Here is a 13,206-nt window from a genome sequence, read left to right as displayed (position 1 = left end):
GAATCCGATTCTAGTAATGAATGACGCTGCGAATGGATTTGCCTTCGTGCATGAGTTCGAAGGCGTGATTGATGTCGTTGAGCGGCATGGTGTGGGTAATGAAGTCTTTGAGCGCGAATTCGCCGTTCATGTATTGTTGGATGATGCCGGGCAATTCGCTGCGCCCTTTGACGCCACCGAAGGCGGAACCGCGCCAGACGCGGCCGGTAACAAGCTGGAAGGGGCGGGTATGGATTTCCGCGCCGGCCGGCGCTACGCCGATAATAACGGATTCGCCCCAGCCTTTATGGCAGCATTCGAGCGCCGAGCGCATGACGTTTACGTTGCCGATGCATTCAAAGGAGAAGTCGACGCCTCCGTCGGTCAATTCGATGATAACGTCTTGAATCGGGCGGTCGTAGTCTTGCGGGTTGATACAGTCGGTAGCGCCGAGTTTGCGAGCCATGTCGAATTTATCGGTATTGATGTCGATGCCGATAATTCGGCCGGCCTGCCGCATGCGGGCGCCGATAATGGCGGCCAAGCCGATGCCGCCGAGCCCGAAAATGGCCACGCTGTCGCCTGCTTGCACGTTGGCCGTTTTGATGACGGCGCCCATGCCGGTGGTAACGCCGCAACCGAGCAGGCATACTTCGTGCAGGTCGGCTTCCGGCTGGATTTTAGCCAGGCTGACTTCTGCGACGACGGTGTATTCGGAAAAAGTGGAGCAGCCCATGTAGTGATAAATGGGTTGCCCGTTTTTGAAAAAGCGCACGGTGCCGTCGGGCATCAGCCCTTTGCCTTGGGTGGCGCGTACGGCCGAGCACAGATTGGTTTTGCCTGAGCGGCACATTTTGCATTCGCCGCATTCTGCGGTGTAAAGCGGGATAACGTGGTCGCCGGGTTTGACGCTGGTTACGCCTTCACCGACGGCTTCGACAATGCCGGCGCCTTCGTGCCCGAGCACGCAGGGGAATACGCCTTCGGAATCCTGGCCGCTCAATGTGTAGGCATCGGTATGGCATACGCCGCTGGCGACGATGCGTACCAAGACTTCGCCTTTTTGCGGTGGCATCAAATCCAGCTCTTCAATGGTTAAGGGTTGGTTGGGTGCCCAAGCAACGGCGGCGCGCGTCTTGATAAAGTTCATGTAAACGTCCTCAAAAATGATGGTAAACCCCCTTTGAAAAGGGGAAGGGCATTATACACTACTGCTTGGCGGCCATCAGTTTTCTGCCCCTTTGATGGCATGCGGGATTTCGGTATGGCAGGGCGTTAAAATGCTTGGGGCGGCAAAGGGTTATTGTGATGGTAAAAAAGGAAATGCCTGTCTGAAAGTGTTCAGACAGGCATTGTTGATTGGCGCTATTAGCCGCCGGTTAAGGCCATGACGCGGATGATTTTTTTCGGGTTTTCGACAAACTCGTGTTTTTCGGGTTTTCTCATTATGGCTTGGCGGATGGCTTGCTCCAGCTCGGCATCGCTGCAGCCGTCGCGCAGCAGCGGGCGCAGGGCGACTTTGTCTTCTTGCCCCAGGCACAAATGGATGTTGCCGGTGGCAGAGAGGCGCACGCGGTTGCAAGTGGCGCAGAAGTGCTGGCTCATCGGGGTAATCAGGCCGAGGGTAAAGCGGCTGTTGCGGCTTTGCCAGTAACGGGCGGGGCCGCCGCCGATTTTGCCTTCAAACGGGATGAGCTGGAATTTTTGCTGCAGCTCGGCCAGTACGGGCTGCAGGCTGACTTTGGCGTGTGCTTGCCCGGTGGTGCCCATCGGCATGGCTTCGATCAGGTTGAGGATGAAGCCGTGTTCGATGCAAAAGGCGACCATGTCGTCGAGGTCGGTATCGTTGATGCCTTTGAGCGGCACCATGTTGATTTTGATGTGTTCGAAGCCGGCTGCTTTGGCGGTTGTGATGCCTTCGAGCACTTGGGGCAGGCAATCGGTGCCGGTAATGCTTTTGACGCAATCGCTGCGCAGGCTGTCGAGGCTGATGTTGAGGCGGCGAACGCCAGCAGCGCGCAAATCAGCGGCATGCTTGGCAAGCTGGGTGCCGTTGGTAGTAAGGGAGATGTCTTCAACGCCGCCTTGGCGGTTGATTTCGGCAGCCAAATCGGAAAGCCCTTTGCGCAACAAGGGCTCGCCGCCGGTCAGGCGGAAGCGCTTGGTGCCCAGCCGTGCGAAGGCGGCGGCAACGCGGGCAATCTCGTCGATGGTCAGCCAGTCTTTTGGTATGGAGAAGCCTTTGAAGCCTTTGGGCAGGCAGTAGGTGCAGCGTAAATCGCAACGGTCGGTTACGGAGATGCGCAGGTAGTCTACTGTGCGGCCGAATGCATCGGTTAGCATGGTGGTCTCGCTTGGTGTGTGGTTTGACGGTGTGTTTTCAGGCACTTTGTGTTGAGATTTTATGCTTTATTGCGGCGGTTGTTGATGCTGCCTTGTATTTAGTGCCTAGTTATTTTTGCGTATGGCAATGCCTGTCTGAATGGCTGGAATTATAAACCCAATGCCTGTCTGAAAAAAGTTTCAGGCAGGCATTGGGCAGGCGGAAGCGCTTAAGCTGCGGCTTTTTGGTGCTCGGCGAATTGTGCTTCGACGCTGCTGAGGGCCGCATGGCAAGGTTCGATGAGATTGGCAATCATGGCAAGCTGTTGCCATAATACGTTGCTTTGTTCGTCGTGGTATTCGGTTTGGCGCAAATCTTGCAACATTTGATGCACTTGCACCATGTATTCGGCCAGCTCGGTTTTGGTTAGGCTGCCGATGTTGTCTAATAGATAAACCAGTGTCTGCACGGCTTGGAAGAAAATGCTCAGAAAGGCTTGGTCGGTCTCGTTTTTATGCATCTGGCTGCGGTAGGCGCCGAGGGCGGAGATGTAGCCGATAAGGGAATAGTTGATTTTCAGCAGGTTGAAGCCTTGCTGTAATACGCTGCCGTATTTTTCCGGCTCGCCCGACATATCAGACAAGGTGCTGGAAAGGGCGGCGGCGCGCTCGTGTGCGTTGCGGCGGGCGATACGGTAGTCGACATGGTCGCCGCCGCCGTTTTGCAATTGCTCGAGAATGCGGCGCAGATAGCCGGCGTCGCTTTGTATGGCTTGTATGCCGGTTTTGTTGAGCGCCAGATAATGCCAATCCGGCCAAAGGTAGGATACGGCAGCCCAAGCCAATAGCGAGCCAATAACGGTATCGAACAGCCGCCACGGAATGGCGCTGATGTTGTCGAGACCTGCAATCGAAAAGCTGGTTAGGGCTTGGATGGTGATGAAAAAAGTGGAGTAGCTGTATTTGTTGGTGCGGAAGAAGTAAAACAGGGTGGTTGAGGCGACGACGACAATCAGCTTGGTTTCCAGCGAGGGCGTGAAATAGGGCATAACCGATCCGACCACAACGCCGGCCAGCGTGCCGATGATGCGCTGTTTGAGCCGTTTTTGAGTGGCTGAATAGTTGGGCTGGCACACGAAAACGGCAGTCAGCAAAACCCAGTAGCCCAAATGCAGATGGGTAATGCCGATAAGCGCGCAGCATAAGAATACGATAATCGCCATTCTTACGGCATGGCGGAAGGTGGCGGACTGGAAATTGAATTGGCCCGACAGGGTTTTCAGAATATTGCGCAGGCCGCTGGTTTCGTTGTGCGCGATGCGGGTGGCGTCGCTGTTTTCTTCATTTTCAGGGTTGTTTTCCAGATTGCCGAGCTGAAGATTGACGCTGTGAAGATTAGCGACAAGCCGCTGCAGCGGGTGTACGTCGGTTTCTTCGTGGTTTTGGGCGAAGAAAGCCAATGATTGAGCCAAGCCGTTGGCGGAGCGGGCCAGGCGCTCGTCGTAATGATAAGCATGGTTGTTGCGTAAGGCGGCCGCTACGTTGCGGCAGGCTTGCGCCTGCAATTCGAGCAGGCGCAGAAAGCGGAAAATCAAATCGCTGTTTTTCAGCTTTTCGGCCATTTCCTGATATTGAACATGGCTGGAGCTGGCGCGTTCGTGGATGTCTTGCGCGGCAAAATAATAGCGCAGCATGCGGCTGGTTCGCGGATGCCGGTGTTGGCCGCGCATGCGGTAAAACAAGGCGCTGCGGCATTGGTTGAAAGCCAAGATGACTTGGCTGTTGCTCATTGCCAGCCGAATTTGTTTCTGCTCAATCTGCCACGCTTTGTCGGGGTCGAAAAAATCGGCTTTTGCATCGAGATAGTCGGCCAATGCGGCGTAGGCGGCCGCCATGTTTTCTTGCACCGGGCGGTGCGGGAAAATCATGTGGCAGAGCAGGGTAATGCCGCTGTAGAGCAGGGTGCCGCACAAAATCATCAGCGAATTGACATAAAGCGGTTGCGCGGGATCGTAAGTGAGCGTGGTGTAAACCGAAACGGCCAGCGTGCCGAAGGCGATGGTGCGGTAGCGTACGCCGGCCGCGCCGATAAATGTGAAGAAAAACGCTAAGAGCGTCATGGCGAATACGAAGATCACCGGCATGCCGATGGTCAGCTGGGTTGCCAGGGTGGATACGGCGAATGCCAGCATGGTGAAGAAGATATTTTTTATCCGGCCGGTCAGCCGGTTGTCCAAATCAACCAGCCCGCCTGCAATCACGCCCAACACCAGCGGAATGGCTTCTTGTTGCAGATTGAAATGGCGCACGGCAATTGAGGCGACGCACACGCTGAGGAAAACCGGCAGCGTGGCAATCACTTTGGCATTAATCGGCGGGGTTTTGATAAAAAATTTCATCGTATTTGCTGGGTAACGAAATGCCTGTCTGAAAAAAGGTGATTCAGGCAGGCATAAAATCCGGAATCACAGGCGGCCTTTAATCGACTCGGCAATCAAATCTGCCATTTTACGGCTGGCGCCGCGGTGTTGCCCGATAAAATGTTCGGCTGCGGCGGTATAACCGGCGCGTTCGGCCACATCGTTCAGCCAGCGGTTGGTAACGGCATACCATTCTTGTGCGCTGAATATTTGTTTGGCTGCGCCGGCTGCTTCTGCGCCGCGGCACGCATCGGCGAAATTATAAATGGATGCGCCGAATAGCGTGGGCACTTTGCAGGCAATCGGCTCGATGATGTTTTGACAGCCGGCGTCAACCAAGCTGCCGCCGACAAACGCGATGTCTGCCGACAGATAATAGGTAAACATCTCGCCCATGCTGTCGCCTATCCAGACTTGAGTATCCGGCGCAACGGGTTGATTGTCGCTGCGTTTTTGCGTTTTAAAACCGAGTGCGCATGCGGTTTGGTAGGCTTCGTCAAACCGTTCGGGGTGGCGCGGAACGATAACCAGCAGCGCGTTGCCGCGGTAGGCCTGCCATGCTTTCAGCAGCATTTCGGTTTCGTTTTGCTCTTTGTAAACCCGTGTGCTGCCGCATACCACAACGGCCCGTTCGCCGATGATGGCTTTGAATTGCGCCGCTGTTTTTTGCGCTTCAGAGGGTGGCGTGATGTCGTATTTAGAATTGCCACATACATGCACGTTGGATGCACCGATTAAATGCAGCCGCTCCGCATCTGTGGCCGTTTGTGCGTAGCAGCCGCTTAAGGTTTGCATTGCAGGAGCCACCAAGGAGCGGATGCGTAAATAGCCGCGTTGCGATTTTTCAGACAGGCGTGCGTTGGCTAGAAATAAGGGAACACCGGCTTCTTGGCAGCCGTGCATTAAATTGGGCCAGATTTCGGTTTCCATCAAGATACCGAAGCGAGGCTTGTGTTCTTGTAAAAACTGGCGGATGTAGGCGGGTTTGTCGTAGGGCAGATAGCGGCATTGTGCATCGGGAAACAGCTTTTGCGCCGTTTCGCGGCCGGTGGGCGTCATTTGCGTCATCAGAATCGGCAGCTCGGGAAAGTGCGTACGCAAAATATTCAGCAAAGGCTCCGCCGCCCGTGTTTCCCCTACCGATACGGCGTGCACCCATATGGCGTTTTGCACCGGTTGGTCGAAACGCTCGCCGAAACGCTCGCCCCAATGTTTCAGATAGGCCGGATTTTTCAGTCCGCGTTTTTTCAGATAGCGGCGGATAAAGCAAGGCGCGACATGCCATAAGAAGGTGTAAAAACTTCTGATATTCATAAACCGCTACCATCCGATCGCTTGCAATAAAATCTTATTGTACTCTGATTATTCATGTGTGTTTGGTACAGTATCATGATGTGGAACAAGCAAATGCCTGTCTGACAATTCAGACAGGCATTTAAAAAAATATCGCTTAACCGTTGTCTCGCAGGATTCGGCGGATGGCCGAAAGCTGGCGGCGGCTGATGGGGAGCGGCTCGGGAATATCCAGTACTTGGGCACCCCAGCTGGCGTTGCCTTCGTCGTCGTCGTCGTCCAAGCGTATCAGGCAATCCAGCGTGTGGCGGAACACCAGCGCATTGCGGTGCACGCGGATAACCTTGTCGCCCAACACTTCTTCCCAGTGCACCAGCGTTTTGGGCAAATCATAGCTTTTGCCGTCTCCGGTAAACAGGAATACCGTTTTATGTTCGGCCAGAAGATAGCGAGCCTGCTGCCACGGGATTTCTACCATGCGGTCGCGGCTGAACACTTTGAAATGAGTAAAGCCGCCGGCTTCTTCTTCCTCTTTTTCGTTGACTCGGGCCAGAGCCGTTTGCAGACGTGTCAGTTTAATCGGCTTGAGCAGATAATCGGCCACCGCCAGCTCGAATGCACGCAGGGCATGTTCTTCGTAGGCGGTGGTAAAGATTACGTGCGGCTGCTTTTTTGCAATCCGCTTAATCCTGCCTACAAATTCCAAGCCGTCCATTTCGGGCAAGCCGATATCGGCAAAAACGATATCCACTTCGTGCACGCTTAACCATTCCAAAGCAGGTTGCGCATGGTGGAACGTTTTTAACAATACCACTTGGCATTCTTCGAGCAAGACGCGTAAACGTTCTGCAGCCAAAATTTCATCTTCTACAATAATTGCGCTGGGCATAGTATTTTTTTATTGATTAGTTGAAATAATAATATCGTACCGCGGGAAGCTGCGGATATCAATATTTAATCGTATAACTACATAAATTAGCGATAATTCACTTTTGTTGGGTTGTTTTAAGCGATAGTAACGCCTAAATAATGTTCTAGTATAACACAAATTTGTATTATGTCATATTCATAGATTGATTTGATGCAAGGTAAAGCAAAACGCCTTGCTCGAAAAGCAAGGCGTTTTTGTATTTGGTTGCGGGGGCAGGATTCGAACCTACGACCTTCGGGTTATGAGCCCGACGAGCTACCATGCTGCTCCACCCCGCGTCTGAAGGAGCGAACTATATGGGGTTTTTATTCTGCTGTCAAATGTTTTTTGTATTTAGAAGGTATTTCAATATTTTTGATGAGGCGGCACATGCAGGCCGATAGCGAATAAACGGAAGCCTGTCTGAAAGTTTTCAGACAGGCTTCTGCTATAATCATTCTCTTTGTTTTATTTAAATTTCCTCTTCCATTATGCCGCATCCTGATCTTTCCTTAACGCTTGCTAAAGACCGTCATTTTCTGCAATCCGCTTTTAAAAATCCGAAAAAATTCGGCGGGTTGGCCAGAGTTGAAGAAAAATATCAAAAATCGCACGACATTTATCTGAAGCGCCAAGCCAATTTGCCTAAGCCTGTGTTTTCAGGCAGCCTGCCGGTACACGAGCGGTTGAGCGACATTAAAAATGCCATTGCCAATCATCAGGTAACCATTATCTGCGGCGAAACGGGTTCGGGTAAAACCACGCAGTTGCCGAAGATTTGTTTAGAGTTGGGTCGCGGGGCGGCCGGTTTGATTGGGCACACGCAGCCGCGGCGTTTGGCGGCGCGTTCGGTGGCAGAGCGGATTGCGGAGGAATTGGGGCAGCCTATCGGGCAGAGTGTCGGCTATAAGGTTCGCTTTAACGATAACACTTCGCGCGATGCCTATATCAAGCTGATGACCGACGGTATTTTGCTGGCGGAAACACAAACCGACCGTTATTTGACGGCTTACGATACGCTGATTATCGACGAAGCGCACGAGCGCAGCCTGAACATTGATTTTCTGTTGGGCTATTTGAAACAACTGCTGCCGCGCCGCCCTGATTTGAAAGTCATCATTACGTCGGCCACCATTGATGCCGAGCGTTTCTCCAAGCATTTCAACAATGCGCCGGTGCTGGAAGTGAGCGGACGTACTTTTCCGGTTGAGATTCTCTACCGTCCGCTGCACGCGCAGGATGAAGATGAGGCGGAGATGGAAACCGCCGATGCGATTGTCGATGCCGCCGACGAATTGGCGCGTTTGGGCGCAGGCGATATTTTGGTATTTTTGCCTGGAGAACGCGAAATCCGTGAAGCGGCGGAAGCTTTGCGCAAGTCGACTTTGCGCCGCAACGATGACATTCTGCCGTTGTTTGCTCGGCTTTCCAATGCCGAGCAGCACAAGATTTTTCGTCCTTCAGGCAGCAAGCGGCGTATTGTATTGGCTACCAATGTGGCAGAAACTTCGCTGACGGTGCCGGGCATCAAATATGTGATTGATACCGGCTTGGCGCGGGTTAAACGCTATTCGGCGCGCGCCAAGGTGGAGCAGTTGCATGTGGAAAAAATCTCGCAGGCGGCGGCGCGGCAGCGGGCCGGGCGTTGCGGTCGTGTGTCGGCAGGCGTGTGCATCCGCCTATATGCGGAAGATGATTTCAATCAGCGTCCCGAGTTCACCGATCCGGAAATCATCCGCAGCAATCTGGCGGCGGTGATTTTGCGGATGGCAGCGTTGAATTTGGGCGACGTGGCGGCGTTTCCGTTTTTAGAAGCGCCCGACCAGCGTTATATCAACGACGGTTTTCAAGTATTGCTGGAATTAGGTGCGGTCAACGAGCAAAACCGCCTCACCGCCTTGGGCAAACAAATGTCGCGGCTGCCGATAGACCCGAAAATCAGCCGTATGCTGTTGGCGGCGAAAAAACACGATTGCGTGCAGGAAATGCTGGTGATTGTGGCGGCGCTGTCGATTCAAGACCCGCGCGAGCGCCCGTTGGAAGCGCGCGAGGCAGCCGCCAAAGCACACGAACGTTTTACCGACAAGCAATCCGATTTTCTGGCTTATCTGAATATTTGGGACAGCTTTCAGCGCGAGCGTGATAAGGGGCTGAGCAATAAACAGTTGGTGCAGTGGTGCCATCAATATTTTCTTTCGCATCTGCGCATACGCGAGTGGCGCGAATTGCACAAACAGCTGGCCGATATTGCCGTGGAAATGGGCTTGGCTAATAAAGAAAACGTTTTCAGACGGCCTCCCGCCCAAGCGCAGCTAAGCCTGTCTGAAAACACCGGCGATCAAGATTTATCGGCGAAACGGAAGCAAAAAGAGCTGGATAAAAAGCAGCATCGGGCGAACATTCGCGCCGCCAAAGAAACGGGATACGAACAAATCCACCGCGCCCTGCTGACCGGTCTGATTGCCAATATCGGCATGAAATCGCCCGAAGGTCATGATTATCTCGGCGCGCGCGGCAGCCATTTTCATCTGTTCCCCGCCTCGGCTTTGTTTAAAAGCAAACCAAAATGGATAATGGCGGCAGAATTGACCGAAACCACCAAACTCTATGCCCGTGATGTCGCGCAAATCCAGCCCGAATGGGTAGAAGCCGAAGCGCCGCATCTGGTGCGCCATCATTATTTCGAACCGCATTGGTCGCAGAAACGTGGCGAAGTGGTGGCCAGCGAACGCGTTACCCTCTACGGCCTGACCGTATTGCCGCGTCGCCCGATTGCTTACGGTCGGGTTGCGCCCGAAGAAGCGCGTGAATTGTTTATCCGTGGCGCGCTGGTGGCGCAGGAATGCGATTTGAAAGCCGATTTTTTTGTGCACAACAAAAAGCTGATTCGCGAGATTGCCGAGTTGGAACACAAATCGCGGCGGCAAGATGTATTGGTGGACGAAGAAGCCCTATTTGATTTTTATCATCAAAGGTTGCCGCAGCTTTATATCGCAGGCGAGAGCCTGTCTGAAAACATGCTTTCAGGCGGTAATGAAGAACGCCTGCCGCAGCAACAACACGAAGGCAATCTGCCGGGCAATCATCAACACCAAGCAGAACCAGCCGCCGCAACTGCCGATGTTTCAGACAGCCTTTCAAATAAACATCAACAAAGCCTGCCTGAAAAAAATGGCAAACCCCTTGCTGATTTGCGCACCTTCCAAGCATGGCTGAAAACCGCCGAACGTGCCAACCCGCGCCTGTTGTTTCTGACCCGCGACGACCTGATGCAGCATGCCGCTGCTCACATCACCGAAGAGCAGTTTCCCCATTATTGGAAAACCGCCGACGGCAAATTCAAACTCAGCTACCGCTTCGAGCCGCACCATCCGCTCGACGGCGTTACCCTCAGCCTGCCGCTGCCCGTGCTAAACCGCCTGAATCCTGCCAGCTTGGAATGGCTGGTGCCCGGCATGTTGCGCGAAAAAATACAATTGCTTATCAAAGCCCTGCCCAAGCAAATCCGCCGCATCTGCGTACCGGTGCCGGAATTTACCACCCGTTTTCTCGAAAGCAATCCCAACCGCAACGAAGCGATTATCCCCCAGCTTGCCCGTTTTATCGCCAAAACCGCCGGCGATATGCGCCTGCTCGAACAAATCAATCTCGATGAATGGACGGCGCACGAGCTGCCCGCCCATTGCTATTTCAACCTGCGCGTGATTGACGACGGCGGGCAAGAATTGACCATCGGGCGCAAGCTGCACCAGCTGCAACAAGAGTTTGGCCAAGCTGCTGCCGTTACCTTTCGCGACAACACTCAAGAATTCGAGCGCGACAACGTTACATCATGGGATATCGGCACCTTGCCCGAATCCATCAAATTTGCCCGCGGCAAGCAGCAGCTAACCGGCTACCTTGCCCTGCAAAAAGAAAAAAACGGCAACATCGCCCTGCGCCTGTTCGATACCGCTGAAGCCGCCGCCCAAGCCCACCGCCAAGGCGTGATTGCTCTGATGCAATTGCAATTAAAAGAGCATATGAAAGACCTCGGCAAAGGCATCAACGGCTTTACCCAAGCTGCCATGCTGCTGAAACACATTAGCGCCGACACCTTGCGCGACGACCTGACTACCGCCATCTGCGACCGCGCCTTTATCGGCGAAGACGAACTGCCGCGCAACGAAAAAGCCTTTAAAGAACAAATCAAACGCGCCCGCAGCCGCCTGCCCGCCGTAAAAGAAGCCTTATCGCGCTACCTGCAAGATACTGCCGCCGCCTATACCGAGCTTAACGGCAAACTCGGCAAACACCTGCTTACCCAACTGCTGCGCAACCGCCTGCAAACCCTGCTCGCCGCCGGTTTTGCTACCCGCACGCCGTGGACACAATGGCCGCGCCTGCCCGTGTACCTCAAAGCCATGACCTTGCGCATGGAAAAATACTCCGCCAACCCCGCCCGCGACGCGGCAAGAGAAGCGGAAATTCAAGAATTGGAACAAATGTGGCAAGAAAAAGCTGACGCTCTGCAAAAACAAAACCAGCCGCTTTCAGACGGCCTGATAATGTTTAAATGGCAGCTGGAAGAATTACGTGTATCATTGTTTGCGCAGGAGTTGAAAACGCCTAGTCCGGTGTCGGTTAAGAGGCTGAGGAAGGAGTGGGGTAGTATGTAATAGCTTATTTCTATAAAACCATTAATGTGATACAAGTTATTCTTTAAATTGAATTCGGAAAGTAATAAATGAAAAAAATTTCAAAAAATATACAATATTTACGCTCTACCCAAGAACAATCTAGGTTTGATCTGGAGGACCATTTGCGTCGTTTATTGTCTTTCGCGAGCACAGTTAATGACACTCAAGTTGAATATTTTGATTTTATCTATCGAATTCAATATAGAAATCTTAACTTTGTTTTAAGCAATATGGAAATTCAGAATGAATCTCTTAAAAAAGAGAAACAGGGGATTGCTATTCATATAGTGCATGGTGTTAAAGGCGAGCATATGCGAACAATGAATAATGATGCTCCAATCATTTATGACGAAGGTGATAGCTTGCCACCGCCGAATGGCCAGTCATATGTGGCAAAAGAAGCATATCTTTATATAAATGAGCATCATATATTATTTGTAGGTAATGGACTTCGTCATGAAAGTATTTGCACTTATTTAAATAGATTAAATGATAAAATAATCAACTCAACCCCCTCTGGTGAAAAAAGTAAGTTGTCAAAAATAAACTTGTGTTTTGAACCTGTTGCTAATCTTAATAATCTGGAATTAATTAAAAGATATGGAGCTAAGAAATTACATCTTAATGCATCAATACATCAATTATCTATGATTGATTTTAATGAAAAATTGGAAGGTAATTTTTATACGAAATTTAAACAAATTGGTGCTAGTATTTGTAGAAGATTAATGAAAGAAGAGGCAACGGATGAGGAAAATAAGACAGCTGAAGATATTCATGTATGCTTAGAATTAAGTTTGGAAGGAAATACGAGAGCTACGCTTAAAGCCCAAGAATTTATTACTCAACAAGCAATGGAAGTGGTTGAATCAGATCAAAATGATAGTGAATTTTATATTGAAACACGGAGAGGGGATAAAATTCGTCCTACGGATGTGCGCTTGTTTAAGAAAATTCAAATTACAAAATATCAAGGTACAAATACTTTAAGTCAGTCAGAAGTATTTGATCAAATTCGTGATTACTTTCACGAGCTTGAGCAACTTAATTTGATAGAATTATGAAGAAATATACGCCGCTGATTCGATTTGTTTTTTTTGCTATCATATCATTTTGGTTGGCTTTTTTAGGTCAGCCTTTGATTCATGGAAATGAAAAAGCTATTGATTTAATCGTTAATGCATTCTCAATCCTCACGGGTTTTTTAATAGCAATTATGACTTTGTTTTCTGAAATGAAATTTGATGAGAATGCCAATTGGAGGCGGTTAAAATTAAGCCAAGATTTGCATGAACAAAGGTATACTAAACATACTTTTTTGTTCTACAACTACATATGTGTTTTAATCCTTGTTTTTTTAGTGGTTTTATTCAAGAATAATCCAAATTATAAAGATAGTTTGTTAATTTGTGTGCTTGAGGTTATGTATCTTTGGCTTGCTATTCTATCTCTGTTATATTCAATATTTTTGCCAAATAAATTGATACAACTCAGAAAAGAAGAGTTTAAGAAACTTCTGGAAAAGAAAAGTCCCAAAGTTTGAATAGTACATAATTTAATTCTATGTAGCTGATTAAAGTTTAAGTCTTGTTTATACGATATT

At 50.8% G+C, this 13,206-nt stretch carries 8 protein-coding genes and 1 tRNA gene; 3 read left to right on the top strand and 6 right to left on the bottom strand.

Annotated features, from left to right (window positions below; translation table 11 throughout):
* Window positions 1–10: 10 nt before the first annotated feature.
* From Q4A84_RS07130 to Q4A84_RS07105, 6 genes are all read right to left on the bottom strand, one after another.
* Window positions 11–1,129 (bottom strand): S-(hydroxymethyl)glutathione dehydrogenase/class III alcohol dehydrogenase, encoded by a 1,119-nt coding sequence (locus Q4A84_RS07130; RefSeq protein WP_303088240.1) that lies wholly within the window; start codon window positions 1,127–1,129, stop codon window positions 11–13.
* Window positions 1,130–1,347: 218 nt separating this feature from the next.
* On the bottom strand, window positions 1,348–2,322 hold the full coding sequence (gene moaA, locus Q4A84_RS07125; RefSeq protein WP_303088239.1) for a GTP 3',8-cyclase MoaA: 975 nt from the start codon (window positions 2,320–2,322) through the stop codon (window positions 1,348–1,350).
* 209 nt (window positions 2,323–2,531) lie between these two features.
* Window positions 2,532–4,700, bottom strand: a complete 2,169-nt coding sequence (yccS, locus tag Q4A84_RS07120; RefSeq protein WP_303088238.1) for a YccS family putative transporter — start codon at window positions 4,698–4,700, stop codon at window positions 2,532–2,534.
* 66 nt (window positions 4,701–4,766) lie between these two features.
* On the bottom strand, window positions 4,767–6,035 hold the full coding sequence (waaA, locus tag Q4A84_RS07115; RefSeq protein ID WP_303088237.1) for a lipid IV(A) 3-deoxy-D-manno-octulosonic acid transferase: 1,269 nt from the start codon (window positions 6,033–6,035) through the stop codon (window positions 4,767–4,769).
* 136 nt (window positions 6,036–6,171) lie between these two features.
* A complete protein-coding gene (locus Q4A84_RS07110) occupies window positions 6,172–6,903 on the bottom strand; it encodes a LytTR family DNA-binding domain-containing protein (RefSeq protein ID WP_303088236.1) in 732 nt (243 codons plus the stop codon).
* A 243-nt stretch (window positions 6,904–7,146) separates the two neighbouring features.
* Window positions 7,147–7,223 (bottom strand) — tRNA-Met (locus Q4A84_RS07105).
* 192 nt (window positions 7,224–7,415) lie between these two features.
* Here Q4A84_RS07105 and hrpA point away from each other — a divergent pair.
* The 3 genes from hrpA to Q4A84_RS07090 all read left to right on the top strand — a co-directional run bounded on the left by hrpA (window position 7,416) and on the right by Q4A84_RS07090 (window position 13,146).
* On the top strand, window positions 7,416–11,582 hold the full coding sequence (gene hrpA / locus Q4A84_RS07100; RefSeq protein WP_303088235.1) for an ATP-dependent RNA helicase HrpA: 4,167 nt from the start codon (window positions 7,416–7,418) through the stop codon (window positions 11,580–11,582).
* Between the two features lie 68 nt (window positions 11,583–11,650).
* On the top strand, window positions 11,651–12,667 hold the full coding sequence (locus Q4A84_RS07095; protein ID WP_303088234.1) for a hypothetical protein: 1,017 nt from the start codon (window positions 11,651–11,653) through the stop codon (window positions 12,665–12,667).
* Window positions 12,664–13,146 carry a hypothetical protein gene (locus Q4A84_RS07090; RefSeq protein WP_303088233.1) on the top strand — a complete coding sequence of 161 codons (483 nt, stop codon included), beginning with the start codon at window positions 12,664–12,666 and terminating at the stop codon, window positions 13,144–13,146. Before Q4A84_RS07095 ends, Q4A84_RS07090 begins: the two co-directional genes overlap by 4 nt.
* The last annotated feature ends 60 nt before the right edge of the window (window positions 13,147–13,206 follow it).

This window comes from Neisseria sp. (genome assembly GCF_030527965.1).
Lineage (GTDB): Bacteria > Pseudomonadota > Gammaproteobacteria > Burkholderiales > Neisseriaceae > Neisseria.
Note: the sequence above shows the minus strand (reverse complement) of the source record. Positions and strands in the feature narration are given on the sequence as shown.